This is a genomic window from Nocardia africana NBRC 100379 (assembly GCF_001612635.1).
In the GTDB taxonomy this organism is placed as follows: domain Bacteria; phylum Actinomycetota; class Actinomycetes; order Mycobacteriales; family Mycobacteriaceae; genus Nocardia; species Nocardia africana.
Genome location: NZ_BDAV01000006.1, coordinates 63599 through 83623, shown reverse-complemented (window position 1 = coordinate 83623; position 20025 = coordinate 63599). Strand labels below are relative to the sequence as shown.

Genomic DNA, 20025 nt, shown 5'->3' with positions numbered 1-20025 from the left:
TCGATGTCGGGGTGTCGACGGAGGTCACTCGAACGACTCTACGCCCGCCGAAATCGGGCCCGGCAGCGTGCGCTGCATCAAGGTCAGATCCATCCAGCCGCCGAACTTGTGACCCACCTCGGGCAGCTGGCCGACGATCCGGAAGCCGAACTTCTCGTGCAGCAGAATCGAGGTCTTGTTCGAGGTTTCGATCGCCGCGATCACGGTGTGCACCCGGCCCGACTCCTCGGCCCGCCCCAGCAGTGCCGTCAGCAGCGCGGTCGCCGCGCCGCGGCGCTGGAACCGCTCCGAGACGTAGACCGAATTCTCCACGCAGTAGCGGTAACCGGATTTCGGCCGCCACTGCGCGTAGCTGGCATATCCGGCCACCTGACCGTCGATGATGGCGACCAGTACCGGATATCCGGCGGCCACCCGGTCGCGCCACCAGCGCAGGCGGTCGTCGAGGTCGACCGGCTGGGTGTCCCAGATGGCGGTCGTCTCGGCCACGGCGTCGTTGTGGATGGCGAGGATCGTGGGGATGTCGCGTTCCTCGGCATCGCGAATGCGCGGTCCACCCGACTGGATATCGGTCACCGCCTCAAACTATCGGTAAACCAGCGGCGGCGGCGAGCCGATCGGGCTCGGAGCGGGCGGTGTCGACGCAGGTGTGAGCGGTGTCACCGACCACTCGGCCGATCAGCGGTCGCCGCCGATCACCGAGGCCAGCGCCTGCCCGATGGTTTCGTGGCGGAAGGTGAAGCCCGCGTCCTCGAGCACAGTGGGAATCGCCCGCGGGCCACGCAGGATCGCCTCCTGGGCCAGTTCGCCGACCGCGGCGTGCAGGGCGACGGCGGGCACGATGAACGGCGCCGGACGACGCAGCGCCCGCGCCAGCGCGCGATTGAATTCGGCATTGGTCACCGGCGCCGGGCCGACCAGATTGACCGGTCCGCGCACCGACGGATTCGTCAGCACGAACGAGATGCCGGCGACCTCGTCGTCGAGGGAGATCCATGGCTGATACTGACGCCCACTGCCCAGGCGTCCGCCCAGCCCGATCGAATACAGCGGCCGCAACAGGGCGAGCATGCCGCCGTGGCGCGACAGCACCACCGCACTGCGTACCTGGACCACCCGCACCCCGGCGTCGACCGCGGGCTGGGTGGCGGCCTCCCAGTCCCGGCACAGCGTCGCCAGGAAACCCGTTCCGGCGGAATCGGATTCGGTGATCACCCGGTCGCCGGTGTCGCCGCCGTAGAAATGCACGCCGCTGGCGTTCACCAGCGTCGGCACTCCGGCGGCGGCGACCGCGGTGGCCAGCACATCGGTCGGGCCGATGCGGCTGTCGCGCAACTGCTGTTTGTAACTGCCGTTCCAGCGCCGCGCGCCGAGTCCGGCGCCGCAGAGGTTGACCACGGCATCCGCCGCTCGCAGGGCCGGTGCCGGCACCTGTGCCCGCACCGGATCCCAGCTGAACTCGTCCTCGGCCGCGGCGGGACGGCGCACCAGGCGAGCCACCTCGTGCCCGTCTCGGCGCAGCGCGGCGACCAGCGCCGTCCCGACGAGTCCGGACGAACCGGCGATCACAACCTTCATGTCGTCACCGAATCGTCATGTCGCGCAGCGATTTACAGGCCGAGATCGGCCTCGAACGCAGCCTCCTCCAGCCGGTGCCTGATGGTGGTCAGGAAGCGGCCGGCGTCGGCGCCGTCGATGAGGCGGTGATCGTAGGTCAGCGGCAGGTAGCACATCGAGCGGATGCCGATGAACTCGCTGCCGTTGTCGGAGATCACCATCGGGCGCTTGACGATCGCACCCGTGCCCAGCATCGCCGCCTGCGGCGGAACCAGGATCGGGGTGTCGAACAGGGCGCCCTGGCTGCCGATGTTGGTGATGGTGAACGTGCCGCCGGCCAGCTCGTCGGGCTTGAGGCCGCCGGTGCGGGCGCGGTTGGCGATATCGGCGATGGCACGGGCCAGTCCGGCCAGCGACAGGTCACTGGCGTTGTGGATCACCGGCGACAGCAGACCCTGCTCGGTGTCGACCGCGATGCCCAGGTGCACCGAGGAGTGGTAGGTGATCTCCTTGGTCTCCTCGTTGTAGGAGGCGTTGACGTTGGGGTGCACGCCCAGCGCCTCCACGGCGGCCTTCGCGAAGAACGGCAGGAAGGTCAGGTTGACGCCCTCGCGGTCGGCGAACGCGCTCTTGGCCTTGGCTCGCAGCGCCGCGATCTTGGTGACGTCGACCTCGTGGGTCTGGGTCAGCTGCGCGGTGGTCTGCAGCGATTCGCGGGTCTTGGTGGCGGTGATCTGCCGGATGCGGTTGGCCTTCTGGACCGTGCCGCGCAGCGCCTGCAGCTGCGGACGGGCGCCGGCCGGAGCCGACGGCGCGGCCGGGGCGGCAGCGGTGGCCGGAGCGGCGGCGGGCTGCGGAGCGGCCGGGGCCTTGTTGGCCTCCGCCGCCGCGAGCACGTCCTGCTTGCGGATGCGACCGCCGACGCCGGAACCCTTCAGCGTCGACAGGTCGACGTTGTTCTCCTGGGCCAGCTTGCGGACCAGCGGGGTGACGTAGGGGGACTCGCCGTTGCCGGACGGGGCCGAGGGCGCGGCCTGGGCAGGAGCCGGCTGGGCCGGAGCCTGCTGCGCGGGCGCTTCCTGCTTGGCCGGAGCCTGCTGAGGTGCCTGCTGGGCCGGGGCCTGCTGCTGAGGTGCCTGCTGGGCCGGGGCCTGCTGCGCGGGAGCCTGCTGGGCGGGCGCTTCCTGGGCGGGTGCCTGCTGCTGTGCGGGCGCCGGAGCCGGGGCGGGCGCGGACTGCGCGGCGGCGGGCGAGCCGCTGCCGATCACGCCGAGCTGACCACCGACCGACACCACGTCGTCCTCGTTCGCGCTGATCTCGAGCAGCGTGCCGGCCACCGGCGACGGGATTTCGGTGTCGACCTTGTCGGTGGAGACCTCGAGCAGCGGCTCGTCGACCTCGACCTGGTCGCCGACCTGCTTGAGCCAACGGGTGACGGTGCCCTCGGTGACGGATTCGCCGAGTTCCGGCATCTTCACCGGGGTGCCGTCCGCGGCGCCGCCGGACTGTGCGGCGGGGGCGGGCTGCTGCGCGGGAGCTTCCTGCGCGGGGGCCTGCTGGGCGGGCGCCTCCTGCGCGGGCGCGGATTCGGCCGGTGCCTGCTGGGCGGGTGCTTCCTGTGCCGGGGCGGGTGCGGGAGCGGACGCCTCGTCGGCGTCGCCGATCACGCCCAGTTCGCCGCCGACCTCGACGACGTCGTCTTCCTGGGCCACGATCTTGGTGAGCACACCCGCTGCGGGGGACGGGATTTCGGTGTCGACCTTGTCGGTGGACACTTCGAGCAGGGGCTCGTCGACCTCGACCGTGTCTCCTTCCTGCTTCAGCCACCTGGTCACAGTGCCCTCGGTGACGCTCTCACCAAGAGCTGGCATCTGGACGGAGAAGGCCATGTCCGTTGACTCCTCTAACTGCTCGACGGGTTCACAACAGTTCGTCTCTCGGCGGGGGCGCGCCGCGGTCGCGGCGAGCACCCGACTGCCACCGAACATTCCTGTGGCACCGGAGATCCGTGCGGTTCTTGTTCCGGTTCTCCATCCTTGCACTCGCCGTTGCGATACGTACCACAGGGCGGGCGGTCGGCGGGCACGTGGCGACATCACAGCATCCGTGCCGCCGCGGAGAGCTGCCCCGATACCGATCGGCCGGCTCGGCGTGTCTGGTTCGACACCCCGCGCGAAACCGCCGGGTTCGGACACGGTGTCCGCGGCGGACCTGGGCATCCGCCCGAAATGCCCGACAGCTGGCACTATCGATGGATCGGGAGTGCACGCACCCGACATTCGACCAGGAGGTAGGCGGCCGTGGGGTTGCTCGATCGTTTCCGCGGCGGCCGCGCGGGCAGGGGCGCCGACGCCTCCGATATTCGTTATCTCGCCGACTGGGTGCGCACCCACCTGGGTGTCGAGGCTTATATCGAGCCCAAGACGACAGTGACCGATGTCACAGCGATCCTTATAGCCGCCGATGGGGAATGGACGCGCCGGGTCGTGGGCGAGCGCGGCGCCCGCCAATTGTCGGGCCGCCTGGGAATTCCCGTCTACGACGTGGGCCGCACCGGTTACCCGCAACGCATGCGCGACTACGACGCCCGCAAACGCATCGAGCGCAAGCGCGCGCTGGAGGCCGATCTCCGGGATCTGTCCGCGGAATAGCGGGCCGGCCGACCGCGGGTGATGCCGCGATCGGCCGGTCGGCTCGAAGCGCTCGAGTCGCTTATTCGCCCGCGATATCGGTCAGCACGGCGACCAGTGTGCGCACGGGAACGCCGGTGCCGCCCTTGCCGATGTAGCCGAACGGCCCGCCGGTGTTGTAGGCCGGGCCCGCCACATCCAGATGCGCCCACTGCACACCCTCGGGGACGAATTCCTTGAGATAGGTTCCGGCGACCAGCATGCCGCCCCAGCGGTGGGGGGACACGTTGGCCATATCGGCGACCTTCGAATTCAGGTCGGCGCGCAATTCGCTGGGCAGCGGCATCGGCCAGCCGTTCTCGCCGACCTCCTGCGACAGTCGCGCGACCCGGTCGCGGAACTCCTCGGTGCCCATCACGCCGGGGGTGCGGGTGCCGAGGGCGACCATCTGCGCGCCGGTCAGCGTCGCGACGTCGATCAGGTAGTCCGGGTTGTCCTCGCCCGCGCGCACGATCGCGTCGGCCAGGATCAGCCGGCCCTCGGCGTCGGTGTTGATGACCTCGATGGTGGTGCCGCCGTACTGGGTGAGCACATCACCGGGACGCTGCGCGGTTGCCGAGGGCATGTTCTCGGCCATCGGCACCGTCGCGACGACCGTGATCGGGAGCCCGAGCCGCGCCGCCACCAGGGTGGTCGCGATGACCGCCGCGGCGCCACCCATATCGGAGGTCATGTTCTCCATGTTGGCGGCCGGCTTGATCGAGATACCGCCGGTGTCGAAGGTGATGCCCTTACCGATGAGGGCGACCTTCGTGTCGCCGCCGGAGTAGGTGATGCGGATCAGCCGCGGCGGCCGCGAGGAGCCCTTGCCGACGCCGACGATGCCGCCGTAACCGGCGGCCTCCAACTGCTTCTCGTCGAGGATTTCCACCTCGAGGCCGGCCGCTCGCGCCAATTCGGCTGCGCGCTCGGCGAATTCGGCCGGGAAGAGGGCGTTCGGGGGCGTGTTGACGAAATCGCGCGCGGTCGCGACCGCCTCGGCGACGGCCTGGGCGCGGAACAGTTCCTCCTCGCCGGAATCGGCTGTGGGAACCAGGAATTCGACGCGCTGCAGCGGCCGCTCGGCCGGCTTGGGCGCGGACTTGTCGGACTTGAACGCGGTGAACGTGTAGGCGCCGAGGTAGAAGCCCTCGGCGGCGGCGCCCAGATCCAAGCCGGACAGCGTGGTGACGGCCGTGGCGGTGCCGGCGAGCGAGCGGGCGGCCACACCGGCGGATTTGCGGATCTGCTCGGCGTCCAGCGCGTCCTGTCCGCCGAGTCCGACCGCGAGCACGCTGGTCACGCCGAGCCCGTCCGGTGCCGGGATCCGGGTCAGTTCCTCGGCCTTACCCTTCGCCCCGACGGCCAGCAGCGAGACCAGCAACTGCTCCCGGGTGCCGGCATCGAGCACCGCGTCGAAAACGTCGGCCGCGGCGATCACGGGCCCGTCGTCGGTGGACAGAAGTCCCACCACGAGGACATCGGTGTCGGGGCCGATGCTCTCGGTACGTGCCAGTTCCGGGCCGAGTGAACGATCTGCAACAGCTGTCATGCGCCCAGGTTACTGGGTGGGTTCCGGGGTCAGCGGTGGGAGCGACGCGGCCGGAGGTGGCAGCCTGCGTGACCACGGAGGCCGCCGCGTACACCGTCACGGGATACAGCTGTGAGTTCTGCGGCGCGAATTCGCTGGTGCCTTCCCCTCGTGGCATGCCATCGTGGGGATGAACGACTATGAACGATCGAGAACTTGTGCGCTTGTCGAAGCGCCTGTCGAAGTGGTTGCGCCACGACCCGCGGGGGATCGGCCTGGAACCGGACCCTGCCGGCTGGGTGCCGGTGGACGTACTGTTGCGGCAGGCGAATGCGGCCGGAACGACGCTCACCCGCGACGCCCTGGACGCGGTCGTCGCGCGGAACAACAAGCAGCGCTACGAATTCGACGAGACCGGGACCTCGATCCGCGCCCGGCAGGGGCATTCCATTCCCGTCGAGCTCGGCTACACCGCGACGGAACCGCCGTCGATCCTGTTCCATGGCACGGCCGAGCACCTCGTCGAGGCGATCATGGCCGAGGGGCTGCGTCCGATGCGCCGGCATGCGGTCCATCTGTCGGCGGATGTGGACACCGCACGCGCGGTGGGCGCTCGGCACGGTCGCCCGGTGATCGTCGACGTCGCGGCCGAGCGGATGTATCGCGACGGACACTCGTTCTACCGCACCGGCAACGGCGTCTGGTTGGTCGATGCGGTCCTGCCGGTATATCTCGCGATCAGCGATTCCGCGGGCTGAGCTGGAGACTGCTTCGAGTCCGGTGCGCGGCTGCCCGCGTGCGGGGGCGGCTCACTCCTCGTCGGTCTGCGCCGACAGCGGCACGCCGGTGTGGAAGAACCGGATCAGCCGCCCGATCCGCACGCAGTGTGCGGCGCAGCGCTCGAAATGGTGTGCCAGCAGGGCTGTTTCGACCGCCATCGTAGTGCCGTGCTGCCAGCCGTCGTCGGCGACCGCGCGCAGCAGTTGCTGCTGGAGCTGTTCGATCGCCGGATCCGGCGGAATCAGCGTGGTGTCCGGTTCCACCTGCTGAGCCGAGATCACCGCGATGGCCGCGGCCGTCAGCTCGACCAGCGCCGCGGCCATCGCCGAGAGCTGGCGCGTGATGTCCTCGGGCGCCACGGGTTCCGGGAATTTCCGCACCACACCGTCGGCCACCCGGCTGAGCCCGCCCGCGATGCCGGACAGATCCTCCGCGATCTGGATGGCGGTCACCACATTGCGCAGATCCCGCGCGACCGGCGCCTCCAGGGCGAGCAGGATCACCGACCGGTCCTCGCATTTGGCGTGCTCGGCCTGGATTCTCTCCTCGAGCGCGAACACCTCGTAGGCAGCGGTCAGATCGGCGTTCTCGATCGCCACCGCGGCGCGTTCGGCCGCCTCGTGTGCCAACCGAGCCATATGGGCGAGCTCTTCGGTGAGCGCCGCGAGTTCGGAGGAGAATTTCGTTCGCACTCTGGTATCTTCGCCGCCCGCCGCGCCGAACGTGCAATATCGCAGGAAAAGTCATCGAATATCCGCCTCGCGGGCCGGTGTCGCGCAGTGCCGCAGCGGGTGTCGATCATTAAGGTGTAGCGCACCGTGCCGACGGTTGTGCGAATGGAGGGTCTCGGGCTGGTGGAGTTACGAAACGAGACATTATCCGGACAGCGCATGGAATCGGTGGAGGTCGTGGGTCAGCTCGATGCGGGGCAGCCGGCGAACACGACGGGGGGCGACGAGGACGGTTTCGATTGGCTGGGCCGGACCCGGGCCGGCCGGGTGCTGCGGCTGGAACGGCCGCAACGGATCTGGGAGGCCGAGCGCACACCGGGGCGCTCGCGCCCGTACGTGGTGGCGACCTTCAACCTGAAGGGTGGGGTGGGCAAGACCACCACCACGGCCGCGCTGGCCGAAATCCTGTCCGCCGAATTCGACAAGCGGGTCCTGCTGATCGATCTGGATCCGCAGGCCAATCTCACCGCGATGATGGTCGGCGAAAACCGCTCGGTGGAACTGGATTCCGCCGGCCACACCCTGGCCGCGATCTTCGCCGCCGCTCTGGCCGGGCGCCCGGCGCCCGATGTGCGTGCGCTGATCCAGCGCGAGGTGTCGCCCATGCACGCCGTCACCACCGTCGATCTGCTGCCCGCTTCGCCGAAACTGATTGCGCTGCAGGACGAGATGCCCACACTGCGCCACGGCGAGCCCACCGAGGTGCTGGCCCGGGCGCTGTCGGGGGTGCTCGAGGACTACGACTACGTCCTCGTCGACTGTCCGCCGAACCTCGGCCCGATCACCCAGAACGGCCTGCGGTTGTCCGACGGGTACGTGATCCCCACCATCCCGGACATCATGTCCACCTACGGAATTCCGCCGGTGCAGGCACATCTGCGTCATCTCGCCGCGCGCTGGGGCGACCCCCTGGAGGAGCTCGGCGTCGTGGTCACCAAGTACCGTCGTTCCTCCGCGGTGCACCGAACCACCCTGGAGATCCTGCAGGCCAATCGCACCCTGCCGCGGCTGTTTCCGACCCGCATCCCCGACTCCAACCAGATCGCCGCCGCGGCCGCGTTCACCGACTTCGGAAGTCTGCGAAGGAAATACGGGACGGGCGGGCAGTTCCTGGCACTGCGCGAACTGACCGCGGACTTCCTCGCGACGACGCGGATAACTCTCGCGTGGGGGCGGTGAGGACCGGAACAGAATCGATGACTCGTCAATCGCGCATTGACGAATTCGAAATCGTCAACTGATGGTTGACGAAAGTAAGTGCCCGCCATAGCGTGGGCGCATGTCCTCCACCGAACCGCCGGCGCCGGCGATCACACCCGACCAGCGCCGCGCGACCGGCGAGTCCTTCGGCATCGATCCGGCTCGCTACGACCGCACTCGCCCGCCCTATCCGCAGGCCATGATCGACCGCATCGTCGCGGCGAGCCCCGGCCCCAGGTACCTGAACGCCGGCTGCGGAACCGGTATCGAAGCGCGGCAGTTCCGCGCCGCGGGCTGCACCGTGCTGGGTGTCGAACCCGACGCCCGGATGGCCGCGTTCGCGCGCCGTGACGGCCTGGATGTGGAGGTGGCCCGGCTCGAGGAGTGGGATCCGGCCGGACGCGTCTTCGATGCCGTGGTGTCCGGTACCGCGTGGCATTGGATCGATCCGGTCGAGGGTGCGCGCAAGGCCGCGCAGGCGCTGCGTCCCGCCGGCCGGTTGGCCTTGTTCTGGCACGTCTTCGACCTGCCGCCCGCCGTGGCCGAGGCCTTCGCCGAGGTCTACCGCCGGTTGCTCCCGGATTCGCCCTTCCGCCCGCCGACTCGCCCCGACCGGGCGGTGGATCCCTACGAGTCGATACTCGTCGACTCCGCCGACGGGATCCGCGATGCCGGTGGATTCGGTGACGTGCGGCGGTGGCGCTTCGACTGGGAGCGTCGCTACACGCGCGACGAGTGGCTGGACCAGATGCCCACCCAGGGCACACTGACGCAAGCTCCGGCCGAGGTGGTGGAGCAGGTGCTCGCGGGCGTCGGCGAGGCCATCGACGCGCTGGGCGGCAGCTTCACGATGGGGTACGCCACCATGGTGCTCACCGCCGCCCGGCTGTGAGCTGGCTCACATCCCCGGTCCGGTGGAACCGCCGCGCCTCGAAAGCGTCCAAACCCATGACGGACAACATCTTTCGAGACAAGGAACCGGCATGATCCGCACTACTGCCGCACTTCTCGCCTCCGCCGCGATCGCGGGCCTCGGCCCGACGGCCGCGCAGGCGGCGGCTCCGCTCGCACCGGCACAGCATCAGGCCGTCGAACCGTCGGCCGCGCAGAACGGCTGCCCACCGCCGCCGATCGGCCCGGACGGTCGCCCGCTGCCGCCGCCGCGGGGCGTGGACGGCAAGCCACTGCCCCCGCCCACCGGTGCCGACGGTAAGCCGTGCCCGCCGCCGACCGGTCCGGACGGCCGTCCCTTGCCCCCGCCGCCCGGCGCCTGACGCGGTATCGGTCCCGCGCGCACGACCATCACGGCCGGTGGTGCCGTGCGCGCGTGATCGAGCAGCAGGCGATACCAGAGCACGCCGTACACCACGTCGATCATCAGATCCGGATCCATATCGTCGGCAACCTCGCTCCGCGCGATCGCGCGATCGATGATCTGCCGCAACGCTTGGAGGCGCGACATGCGCCGGAAAGCTTGCGGCTGCTAGCGGACGATGTCGTAACGGGCGCAGGCGAATTCACCGTTCTGCGCAAGTTCGGTCAGCTTCATCTCGACCCGGCGGGGCAGCAGCGGCTGTCCGGCCCCGAGGGTGATCGGCGCGATCGAGACACACACTTCGTCCAGCAAACCGTGGTCGGCGAACTGTCCCGCGAGTTCGCCGCCACCGACGATCCAGATGCTCTTGCCCGCCGCGGCCTCGGTCATCTCCTTGTGCACCACGGAGATCGGCTGCTGCGTGTATCGCACGTCGGCCCCGTCGGTGCGCGGCTCGAAGTCGCGGTGGGTGAGGACCCACGCGGGCATCGAATACGGCCAGTCGATCTCGGGATGGTTGTCGAGGATCCATCGATAGGTGTTGGCGCCCATGGCGATGGCGCCGATATCGGCGATGAACGCGTTGTAGCCCATCGGTCCGTCGTTGTCGACCTGCCGGGTCAGCAGCCAGTCCAGCTGATGGTCCGGTGTGGCGATGAATCCGTCCAGCGTGGTGGCGGTGTAGTACACGGTGCGGGGCATGGTCATCCTCTCCTGCGCAACCACATGATCGGGTCGCCGTTGTCGTGTTCGGTTGTCTGATCGGGAAATTCGCTGTCGATCCATCGGCGAACCAGCAGGCGCCGATAGGCCGAATAGGTCAGGACGTGGGCGATCACGGAGCCGAGGACGAAACTCTCGGGCGGTTCGCACAGGGCGTCGATCAGGGTGTCGTCCCAGCCGCCGCGGCGGTCGATGTCGCGGACGGTATCCAGCCACCGCGGCACCACCTCCTCGAATCGCCGCGTCACCTCGGGCAGGTCGTCGGATCCGCGGTCGGGTTGATCGGTGCCCTCGATCGAGGCCAGCCACACCTGTTTGGTCCACACCAGCGTCGCGAGGACGGTCGCGATCGACGCGTCCGGTCCGTCCCACGACAGCACCGCGGCGGTCGAACGCTGCCGCCGGTACTGCTCCTCGTCCAGACCTTTCGCCATGTCGAGGAGTTCGCGCGTGTCCTCCACGTCGTGGTGCAGCAGCAGCGACGTCGGATCCATATCGTGTCTGCCTTTCGGTTCGCCCTCGACCCACAGCGACATCGGCGGGTGGAAATGGATCCCGTTCACCGCGGGCAGCCAGCGGGTGCGGGATGCGGCCGGCGTCGCGCTGGGCGGATGTCCGTAGGCGCGGCTGTAGGCCCGGCTGAAACCCTCGACCGAGTCGTATCCGGCGGCGAAGGCCACGTCCGTGACCGCCGCGCCGCCGCTCAACTGCCAGGCGGCGCGTTCCAGCAGCACCCGCCGCCGCATCGCCACCGGCGACTCGCCGGTGCCGCGCGAGAATTGCCGGGAGAAGTGATACGGCGAGACGAAGGCCCCCTGCGCCATCGCGCTGAGCGTGGTGTTGTTCTCGTCGAGAACGGAATCGAGCAGTTCCCGTAATCGGTCACGTCCGGTCGTCACACCGTTCAGTGTGGTCGCCGCGGGTCATGTCGCGCTTGACCGATCTTGCGCATGTCCGCGCGAACCGGCGCTCCGTGCCGTGACCTCACACCCGGTAGTGCCGCCGGGGGCCGTATCCGGGTGGGCCGTATCCGCCGCGGCGGTGGTGGATGAACAGGAAGAACAGCGCCGGGAAGACGAAGAACGGAATCATGTGGGTGGTGGCGACGATCACGACCGCGACCACCACGGCGGCCAGCAGCAGGGCCGGGAACACCGGTCGCGGGCGCCGCTGTTCCCGCTGCGGGCGGGCCGGTGGGGCCGGTTGCGGACGCGGCAGGTCGGTGAACAGGACGACCAGGTCGGCGGCCGTTTTCGCGGCATAGGCGCGGCTCACGCGCTCGTCGTATTCGTCGAGCTCGAGGCGCCCGGCCGCGAAATGCTCGCCGAGCGCGGCCGCGGCCTGTTCCCGTTCGGCCGTGCCGACGCGGACGCTCGGCGACCCGAATACCGCGGGGTCGAAATCGGTCATGGCAACCGCCTCACCGGAAAGACGAAATCACGATGCACCCAGCGTAGGACGCTTCGGCGAATCGTGCCTGCGCCCGCGGGCGTATCCGCGGCTACGCCCCGCGACGGACCCGGCGCGTGCCGGCCGCGCGGACGGTGTGGATAAGCTCTCGATGAGCCCCGGACGAGCTCCGCGTGAACCCGGGATGAGCGCTGAAAATACCCGGAAGCCTTGGGCTGAAACACTATTCACCGCGTCGGCGCAGGTCGCGAAAGTGTCGGATTTCGCACAGCCGCGGGCGGCGGCGACCTCCGGTTCCGCTCGGTAGCGTGGCTGGATACCCGAGAGACAGTAAGCCCGAGATACAGCCATCGCGAGGAGTGGGAAGCCTTGGAGGAGGTACTTCGACCGCTGGTGGTCTTCGCCGCGACGCTCGCGGTGACCATCGCAATCGGCGCGGTGGTCGACCGCCTGTTGAATCACGCCGCGCAGCAGCATCCCGGTAACCGACTGCCCGGTCTGCTGCGTCGCGTCCACCTGCCGTTGCAGGTGTTCCTGGCGACGATCGCCCTGCATTTCACCTATCCGCTGGCAGAGCTCCACCTGCGCCACGACGCGGTCGTGCTGAACATCCTCGCCGCGGTGGCGATCCTGTCCGCCGCCTGGGTGGTGATGCGCGCCGTCGACGCGGTCGCCGAGAACACGCTGGACAAGTACGCGCATCGCACCAGCGACATCGCCAAGGTGCGGCGGCTGCATACGCAGCTGACGTTGGTCCGGCGCATCATCACCACGGTGCTGGCGATCACCACCGCGGCGGTCGCGATCCTGCTGTTGTTCCCGGACCTGCGCACCCTCGGAACCTCGCTGCTGGCCTCGGCAGGCATCATCGGCGTGATCGCCGGTGTCGCCGCGCAGTCGACGCTGGGCAATCTCGTGGCCGGGCTGCAGATCGCGTTCGGCGATTCGGTGAAGATCGGCGACACCGTCGTGGTCGAGGGGGAGTGGGGCACGGTCGAGGAGATCACGCTGTCGTTCCTCACGGTCCGCATCTGGGACGACCGCCGCCTCACCATGCCGGTCTCGTACTTCAATTCCAAACCGTACGAGAACTGGTCCAAGGGTGGCCCGCAGATCACCGGCACGGTCTTCCTCTACCTGGACACCAGCACGCCGGTCGCCGAACTGCGCGAACATCTGCGCGACTACCTGCGCACCCGTGACGATTGGGACGGCCGCAACTGGAATCTGCTGGTCACCGACAGCACCCCCTTCGGCATCCAGGTCCGCGCCTCGATGTCGGCCCGCAATGCCGACGACGTGTGGACGCTGCGCTGCGCGGTGCGCGAGGAACTGCTGGCCTGGCTGCGCACCGAGCATCCGAACGCGCTGCCGAAGGTTCCCACCAGTGTGGTCGACCGCGAGCATGCGATGGCCGAGTAGCCGCCTATAGAGTCGTGGGGTGCGCGAATTCCGCTTCGGAGTCAATTTCCTCAGCCCCGGGTCCGCCGACGAGTGGGCCGCGAAATGCCGGCGGGCCGAATCCCTCGGCTACGACGTGCTGCTGGTCCCCGACCACCTGGAACTCCCGGCGCCCTTCCCGTCGGTGCTCGCCGCCGCGCAGGCCGCCGAACGCCCGCGGGTGGGCACCTTCGTCCTGAATGCCGCGTTCTGGAATCCGGTCCTGCTGGCTCGCGATGTGGTGAGCACCGCTCAGCTCACCGGCGGCCGGCTCGAGCTCGGCCTCGGAACCGGTTACGTGCGAGACGAATTCGAGGAGGCCGGCATCGAATTCGGCACTCCCCGCACCCGGGTCGACCACCTCGAGAAAACCCTGACCGAGCTCCGGCGACTGCTGCCCGAACCGCGTCCCACCATCCTGCTGGGCGGCAGCGGAAACCGCATGTTGCGGCTGGCCGCCCGCCACGCCGACATCATCGCCTTCACCGGTGGCGAACCCGTCCCCGGCGCCACCGACGGCTCGATGCGCCTGTCCAGTGCCGAGACCGTCGACGAACGCGTCGCCGCGGCACGGCGTTTCGTCGCCGAATACGCCCGCGATCCGGAATTCAACATCCTGATCCAGCAGGTCGTCGAGACCACCGACCGCAAGGCCGCCGCCGGCGAGATCGCCGCGCAGATGGATCATTTGAGCGTCGACGAGGTACTGGAGGCGCCGACCCTGCTGATCGGCACGCCCGCCGAGATGGCCGATCAGGTGCGCGAACGCCGGGAACGGTACGGGTTTTCCTATGTCACCGTGCTGGAGCCCGCGATGGAGGGGTTCGCGAAGGTGCTGGCGGAAGTGCGAGGCTGAGCGGCTAGTGCACGACCGACAGGTGGGGGCCGACCTGCGCCTCGCCGAGGACTTCCGCGAGATGCCATGAGGTCCAGCGCAATTCGTCGGTGAGTTCGGCGCGCCCGAATCCCGCGTCGCGCGCCCGCACCACGGCCTCGGCGAGCAATCCGGGACCCTCGCCCGGATATTCCGCGACCGGCTCGCGGTCCCGGTACAGGGTCCGGGTCGCTTCGATGCTGCGCATCCGAGGCGCTCGGTCCCGCACGATCCGCCTGACTACCTCGGTCGGCACACCCCACTGGCGTGCCAGCGCCGCCGGACTGGGGAAGTGGATCGGCGACGGGCACAGCCGGTCCATCTCCTCGGCGGGAACGAGCAGTTCGGCGGCGAACCGATCGGCCTCCTGGGCCTGCGTTCGGTCGCCCGGCAGCGGGCAGGGGTGCAGCAGCAGATGGCCGAGGGCGCGCGCACAGGCGAACCGGTAGCCGTAGACACATTGCGCATGCCGTGCGGCCACGACGATCAGCGAGCGGCCCCAGGTGTGCGTGGCATAGGTGCCGACCCGGGCCATGGCAGCGCTCGTCGCCGGGGCCAGCGCCACCACGATGCCGCGCGACTCGAGGGTCGCGCCGAGATGCGCCAGCGCACCCGGTGCGATTCCCCAGTGGTCGCGCAGCAGGCGCGCGGCGTCGGCGGGCGATATTCCCTCCTCGAGAGCGGGCAGGTCGAGCGCCGGGAACCGCATCCGGGAGGCCAGCGTGTACGCCAGCTCCCAGATGTACTCCGCGAACACCACCGCCTTCGCCCGATCCGATGCGGAGGCCGCACCGGGATCGTCGAAATGCACGTCGGCGGCGTCGATCCGGCACATCGGGCGCCCGGTGGCGAAGTAGTCGACGGGGACCTTCAAGACCCGGGCCAGGTCGGCCGGAACGTCCGGATCGGGCTGCACGGCGCCGATCTCGTACTGTTCCACGACCGCGGCGGACAGACCTGCCGCGTCCGCGAGTTCGGCGACGGACAGCTCGGCCCAGCGCCGCGCCTGCGTCAGCCGCATCGGCTCGAATGCCGACGCTACGAATTCGCCCGGCTCGCCGCTGCGGTCGGTGAGGAGTTTCAGCCCGCGTCGGTCCTGCCGACCGTCACTGTCCACCCGAATTGTTTACCGCATCGATGATGGCTGCGGGGGATCCGACCCGAGGAAAAATTCGGTTTCCGACGAAGCGGACAAACTCGGCCGCGGCGAATTCTCCCGCTTCTCAGGGCATTCCACCGGGCGCGACCGGCCGCAGTTCCGGGCGTTTCGCCGGTCGGCCGTCACCGGTCGACACGCCGCGCAGCCGCCGCCATACCCACGGGCGCAATGTGGCTGCCACCCAGGCGAGTTCGCTGGCCGCGCCGGCCGCTCGGAACCCCTCGGAGCCCTCCGGTGGGTGGGCCCAACTGTGGTCGGCGCCGTCGAGGCCGAGTGCCTCCGCGGCGGCCAGTGCGAACCGCTCGTGCCCCAGTTCGGAACCGTGCAGCCGGTCCGCGCTCCACATGCGCAGATCGGCCATCGATGCGGCGCCGTGCAGGTCGACCAGGCGCAGTCCGTACCGGCTCGCACACAGGCGAATTCGCTCGTTGATCAGGTCGACGCGTGGCCCGATGTAGCGGGCGGCCAGGGGCACGATGCGGCGCACGTCCGGGAAGGTCGTCGTCACAACCGTTGCGCCGCAGGCGGTCAGCTTCGCGTACAGCTCCTCCATCAGGTCCAGTGCCGCCGCGAAATCGGTGCCGGGCGCCGTGACGTCGTTCATGCCCGCGCAGATGCCGACCAGATCCGGGTCCATCGCCAACGCGGCGTCGAGCTGTTCGTCGCGGACCTGCGCGAGGCGGCGTCCACGCACCGCCAGATTGGCGTACCGGATCTCCGGATTGTCCTGAACCAGGCGCTCGGCCAGCCGATCGGCCCATCCGCGCAGACCGCTGCCGTCGTCACCGTCCCACAAACCTTCGGTCTGGCTGTCGCCCATCGCGACGAAACGTTCGTAGCGGTTCGGCGCTGCTGGCGGACCGTCCGAACGCGGCGAGGACACCGTCGTCATGGCAGACCTCCGACACGTGAAGAGGGGATGCGGGAGCGGCGTGACGGGCCCGCCATCGCCACCGGCCGACCAGGGTACATCGGGACCGTTCGGCGGAATCGGAGCCTCCGGGCCACGGTGATCCGCGCCACCGGAACCGCTGCCGCACCGGGTGGCAATCCGCGCGCCCGCCACCCGACAAGTCCTGCGACCCGATTTCGCGTTCCGGCGATGGTCGCTCGGGCACGAACACGGCGCTCGCCCCGTCCCGATGTCCGGAACGGCGGCCCTGCCATGCCTGGACATGCGCTATTACTCGACCGAAAGGGCCGGACCGCCGCCTTCGCCGGAGCCGTCCGGCCGCCTGCCCATCGGAAGGATGTCGCCGTGAGCGAACTGGCCGAACTGCACCGACGTCTGGCGCGCATCGAGGACGAACGCGCGATCGAGCGGTTGATCGCCTCGTACGGCCCGCTGGTCGACGCCGGCAACGTCGCCGCCGCCGAGCTGTGGTCCGTGGACGGCACCTACGACGTCGAGGACTGGCAGATGCGCGGTCGCGCCGACGTGGCCGCCATGGTCGGCTCCGAGGCCCATCAGGGTCTGATCGGGCGCGGCTGCCTGCATTTCCACGGTCCGGCCGTGGCCACGGTCGACGGTGACGAGGCGGTCGCGGTGTGCGAATCGATCCTCGTGGTCCAGCACAACGGCCGCAATGTGGTGGCCCGCACCGGCGCCAACCACTTCACCCTGCGCCGCATCGACGGCCGCTGGCAGATCACCGCCCGCACCACCCGCACGGTCGACGGCGATCCGGCGGCCCGTGAACTGCTGACCGCCGGCATCGAAGGCGTGGCGCGATGAGCGGCCAGCTCGCCGGCAAGGTCGCCCTGGTGACAGGTGCCGCCGCCGGCATCGGAGCCGGCATCGCCCGCCGCTTCGCCGACGAGGGCGCGCACGTGGTGCTCACGGACCTCGACGAAGCATCGGGCCGCATGATCGCCGACGAGATCGGCGGCCGGTTCGTCGCCGCCGACATCCGCGACCGCGCCGATGTCGAAAACGCGGTGAGGGCAGCGGTTTCCGACTACGGATCCATCGACGTCCTGGTCAACAACGCCTGGGGCGGCGGAACGATCGGCCGCGTCGAGAACAAGTCCGACGAACAACTCGCCCACGGCATAGCCCTCGGCTACTACGGGCCCTTCTGGGCGATGCGCGCCGCGTTCCCGCATATGCGCAGTCGTGGGTGGGGGCGAGTGGTGAACATGTGCAGCCTCAACGGCGTCAACGCGCACGTGGGGTCGCTCGAATACAACGCCGCGAAAGAGGCATTGCGCGCCCTGACCCGCACCGCCGCCCGCGAATGGGCGCCCACCGGCGTCACGGTGAACGCGGTCTGCCCGGCCGCCAAGAGCCGCAGCTTCCTGCGCGTACTGGGTGATCATCCCGAGATGGAAGCGATGGCGGACGCGGCGAATCCGATGGGGCGCATCGGAGATCCGTACGACGACATCGCTCCGGTGGTCGTCTTCCTCGCCTCCGACGGCTCGCGGTATCTGACCGGAAACACCTTGTTCGTCGACGGCGGGAGCCACATCAACGGCGTGGCGTGGGCGCCGGATCTCGATGCCGCCGAACGGGACCGGCCGGTCTAGACCGCTCCCGCAGCGATTCGCCGTCTCATATCCTCTGCGCTTCCTTGTTCGATGTAATACCTTGATAGACAGAGGTTTTGGTAGCCAGGGGTGTGGCGGCTCCACCGAAGGACCCGCCCGGCTACGCCGGCAAGGGGGTCCGAGATGCCCGATATTCACTTCGAGCGGCGGCGTCAGCGTGTGGCGCAACAGCTCGGCGAACTGACCGTGCTCACGCCGGCCTGGCGGCGATTCCTGTCGGTGCCGCTGATGCGCAACGGCTGGCATGTGCTCGTGGAACGCGAGAACAGCCGTTCCGATCGCTTCGACGCCTATGCCGTCGGCCCGGGCGGTGTCTTCGCTCTGGTCCTCACCGAGGTGGTACCGCCCGCCGCGGAACTACGCCGGATCCGCTGGCGTGCGGAGGAGACGTTCGCGAATGTCACCGCGGGCCGCACCCGGTACGTGCCGCATATGATCGAGGTCTTGCTGCTGATGGACGAGGCGCCCGACACGCCGGCCGAGGCCCGGTATGTCGTGGTCGACCTGACGACCATCGCCGCGCGGCTGTTCGCCGAAGCGAGCCTGTCCAGCCGCAGCGCCCGCCAGATCGCTCTGACTGTGGCCGAACGCAACACCTGGTTCGCGCTGCTGTCCGCCGAGAGCGGCCCGGCGCCCGAAATCCCGCCCGCCGAAGGACTTTTCGAGACGACGACGCTGCGCGAGGAAGAACGAGAGCGGGCGCTGAAGCGACCGTTCAGCGAATGGATGACATTCCTCGACCCGGCCCAACTCGACCTCGTCTACCGAAACTACAACGGCCCGGCGAGATTCAGCGGTCCGGCGGGAACCGGAAAGACCGTCGTCGCCCTGCATCGCATGGCACGGCTGTCCAAGGAAGGTGCCGGGCGGCAGCTCTTCACCAGTTTCGTGCGGACGCTGCCGACCTATCACGAATCGGGATTCCGGCGCCTCGCCCCCCATGCGGGTGAGCGGGTGGAATTCACCGGACTCCACTCCTGGACCACTCATTTTCTCCGCAGTCGCGATATCGGTTGCCGCCCGAGCAGCGGTGACAACGCCTTCTATCACGCCTGGCGCGATGCCCGCCGTCACCTCGAACCCATCGAACCGAATCCGAGCTATTGGAAGGACGAACTGCATCGGGTCATCAAGGGGCAAGGCATCGACCGGGACATGTATCTGAAAATCGACCGGGTGGGCCGAAACCGCCTGCGACTGGACAAAACGCAACGCGAACTCGTCTGGAACAATTTGTATGTGCCGTATCAAGCGGCGCTGCGGGACCTCGCGACGGTGGATTTCAACGACGTGATCGATCTGGCGATCGACGAACTGCGCGCGGCGCCGCTGGACGCACCCTACGACCTGGTGGTGGTCGACGAAGTCCAAGACTTCACCCTGATGGAACTCAAACTCGTCCACCAGATCGCCGGTGGCACCTCGACCTCACCGCTGCTGCTGGTCGGCGACGGCCAGCAGCAGGTCTATCCCGGCGGCTGGCGCCTGTCCGATGCCGGTATCCCGATCGTCGGCCGCGGCGCCGTGCTGCGCACCAACTACCGCAACCGCGCCGCCGTGCACGACTACGCCAAGCGGGTCGACGCCACGAATACGGTCGACGACCTGGACGGCGCCCCCGGATTCGTGCTGCGCGACAGCGAGGTCGTGCTGCCGGGCGGCACGGCGCGCTCGGAGACCTTCTCGCGGTCCCGAGCCGAGGAGAAGGTGATCGCGGCCCTGATCGACTCCGGATATCCGAACTCCGACGTCGCCGTGATCACCGACACCAACCGTCAGGCCGAGAGAATCCGAACAGCATTGCACCGCAAGAGGATTGCGTCCGTCTCCCTCGAACACTACGACGGCACCCAGCACGATGCGGTGAAGGTGGGGACCGTCCATCGCGCTAAGGGTATGGACTTCGCCGCGGTGTTCCACCTCACCGACGCGCCGACGGCACCCGTCGACCGATTGCGCGGCAGTGAGCGCGACCGGGCGGAGCTGGCGGCACGACAGACCATGGTGGCGCTGACCCGCGCACGGGACCACATCTGGATCGGGTTGATGAGGGATTGAGGCGCGCGAGTCGGTCTTTCTCAGCTGA

At 69.1% G+C, this 20025-nt stretch carries 20 protein-coding genes; 9 read left to right on the top strand and 11 right to left on the bottom strand.

Annotated features, from left to right (window positions below):
- Positions 1–24: 24 nt before the first annotated feature.
- The 3 genes from NA3_RS08450 to sucB form a co-directional block, all read right to left on the bottom strand.
- Positions 25–576, bottom strand: coding sequence for a GNAT family N-acetyltransferase (locus tag NA3_RS08450; RefSeq protein WP_305781561.1), 552 nt, complete (start codon positions 574–576; stop codon positions 25–27).
- Positions 577–678: 102 nt separating this feature from the next.
- A complete protein-coding gene (locus tag NA3_RS08445) occupies positions 679–1578 on the bottom strand; it encodes a TIGR01777 family oxidoreductase (protein ID WP_062963028.1) in 900 nt (299 codons plus the stop codon).
- Positions 1579–1610: 32 nt separating this feature from the next.
- Positions 1611–3446 carry a 2-oxoglutarate dehydrogenase, E2 component, dihydrolipoamide succinyltransferase gene (sucB, locus tag NA3_RS08440; RefSeq protein WP_062963027.1) on the bottom strand — a complete coding sequence of 612 codons (1836 nt, stop codon included), beginning with the start codon at positions 3444–3446 and terminating at the stop codon, positions 1611–1613.
- A 411-nt stretch (positions 3447–3857) separates the two neighbouring features.
- Between sucB and NA3_RS08435 the strand changes: the two genes are divergently transcribed.
- Positions 3858–4208, top strand: coding sequence for a hypothetical protein (locus tag NA3_RS08435; RefSeq protein ID WP_062963026.1), 351 nt, complete (start codon positions 3858–3860; stop codon positions 4206–4208).
- A gap of 61 nt (positions 4209–4269) precedes the next feature.
- Here the strand turns inward: NA3_RS08435 and NA3_RS08430 are convergent, their stop codons facing one another.
- Positions 4270–5778, bottom strand: a complete 1509-nt coding sequence (locus tag NA3_RS08430; protein WP_062963025.1) for a leucyl aminopeptidase — start codon at positions 5776–5778, stop codon at positions 4270–4272.
- 179 nt (positions 5779–5957) lie between these two features.
- On the opposite strand from NA3_RS08430, the gene NA3_RS08425 reads away from it, so the two are divergent.
- A complete protein-coding gene (locus tag NA3_RS08425) occupies positions 5958–6515 on the top strand; it encodes an RNA 2'-phosphotransferase (protein WP_062963024.1) in 558 nt (185 codons plus the stop codon).
- Positions 6516–6566: 51 nt separating this feature from the next.
- On the opposite strand, the gene NA3_RS08420 is transcribed toward NA3_RS08425, so the two are convergent.
- Entirely contained in the window at positions 6567–7229 is a 663-nt protein-coding gene (locus tag NA3_RS08420) for a phosphate signaling complex PhoU family protein (RefSeq protein WP_062963023.1), read from the bottom strand.
- Positions 7230–7604: 375 nt separating this feature from the next.
- On the opposite strand from NA3_RS08420, the gene NA3_RS08415 reads away from it, so the two are divergent.
- Positions 7605–8447: a ParA family protein gene (locus NA3_RS08415; protein ID WP_062963529.1), complete on the top strand. Its 843-nt coding sequence runs from the start codon at positions 7605–7607 to the stop codon at positions 8445–8447.
- Between the two features lie 100 nt (positions 8448–8547).
- Positions 8548–9360, top strand: coding sequence for a class I SAM-dependent methyltransferase (locus tag NA3_RS08410; RefSeq protein ID WP_062963022.1), 813 nt, complete (start codon positions 8548–8550; stop codon positions 9358–9360).
- 189 nt (positions 9361–9549) lie between these two features.
- On the opposite strand, the gene NA3_RS38135 is transcribed toward NA3_RS08410, so the two are convergent.
- The 4 genes from NA3_RS38135 to NA3_RS08390 form a co-directional block, all read right to left on the bottom strand.
- On the bottom strand, positions 9550–9930 hold the full coding sequence (locus tag NA3_RS38135; protein ID WP_062963021.1) for a TetR-like C-terminal domain-containing protein: 381 nt from the start codon (positions 9928–9930) through the stop codon (positions 9550–9552).
- 21 nt (positions 9931–9951) lie between these two features.
- Positions 9952–10485: a dihydrofolate reductase family protein gene (locus tag NA3_RS08400; protein ID WP_062963528.1), complete on the bottom strand. Its 534-nt coding sequence runs from the start codon at positions 10483–10485 to the stop codon at positions 9952–9954.
- 2 nt (positions 10486–10487) lie between these two features.
- Positions 10488–11405, bottom strand: a complete 918-nt coding sequence (locus NA3_RS08395; RefSeq protein ID WP_218021789.1) for a helix-turn-helix domain-containing protein — start codon at positions 11403–11405, stop codon at positions 10488–10490.
- Between the two features lie 85 nt (positions 11406–11490).
- Positions 11491–11916 carry a DUF1707 SHOCT-like domain-containing protein gene (locus NA3_RS08390; RefSeq protein ID WP_062963019.1) on the bottom strand — a complete coding sequence of 142 codons (426 nt, stop codon included), beginning with the start codon at positions 11914–11916 and terminating at the stop codon, positions 11491–11493.
- Between the two features lie 369 nt (positions 11917–12285).
- Between NA3_RS08390 and NA3_RS08385 the strand changes: the two genes are divergently transcribed.
- A complete protein-coding gene (locus tag NA3_RS08385; protein ID WP_062963018.1) occupies positions 12286–13338 on the top strand; it encodes a mechanosensitive ion channel family protein in 1053 nt (350 codons plus the stop codon).
- 19 nt (positions 13339–13357) lie between these two features.
- Positions 13358–14212, top strand: coding sequence for a TIGR03621 family F420-dependent LLM class oxidoreductase (locus NA3_RS08380; protein ID WP_062963017.1), 855 nt, complete (start codon positions 13358–13360; stop codon positions 14210–14212).
- 4 nt (positions 14213–14216) lie between these two features.
- On the opposite strand, the gene NA3_RS08375 is transcribed toward NA3_RS08380, so the two are convergent.
- Positions 14217–15347: a helix-turn-helix domain-containing protein gene (locus NA3_RS08375; protein ID WP_062963016.1), complete on the bottom strand. Its 1131-nt coding sequence runs from the start codon at positions 15345–15347 to the stop codon at positions 14217–14219.
- Between the two features lie 106 nt (positions 15348–15453).
- Positions 15454–16281, bottom strand: a complete 828-nt coding sequence (locus NA3_RS08370) for an SGNH/GDSL hydrolase family protein (RefSeq protein ID WP_062963015.1) — start codon at positions 16279–16281, stop codon at positions 15454–15456.
- A 366-nt stretch (positions 16282–16647) separates the two neighbouring features.
- Between NA3_RS08370 and NA3_RS08365 the strand changes: the two genes are divergently transcribed.
- The 3 genes from NA3_RS08365 to NA3_RS08355 all read left to right on the top strand — a co-directional run bounded on the left by NA3_RS08365 (position 16648) and on the right by NA3_RS08355 (position 19997).
- On the top strand, positions 16648–17124 hold the full coding sequence (locus tag NA3_RS08365) for a nuclear transport factor 2 family protein (RefSeq protein ID WP_062963014.1): 477 nt from the start codon (positions 16648–16650) through the stop codon (positions 17122–17124).
- Positions 17121–17918 (top strand): SDR family NAD(P)-dependent oxidoreductase, encoded by a 798-nt coding sequence (locus tag NA3_RS08360; RefSeq protein WP_062963013.1) that lies wholly within the window; start codon positions 17121–17123, stop codon positions 17916–17918. The genes NA3_RS08365 and NA3_RS08360 overlap by 4 nt, the downstream gene beginning before the upstream one ends.
- 144 nt (positions 17919–18062) lie before the next feature.
- Positions 18063–19997 carry a UvrD-helicase domain-containing protein gene (locus tag NA3_RS08355; protein ID WP_063917377.1) on the top strand — a complete coding sequence of 645 codons (1935 nt, stop codon included), beginning with the start codon at positions 18063–18065 and terminating at the stop codon, positions 19995–19997.
- Positions 19998–20025: the final 28 nt, after the last annotated feature.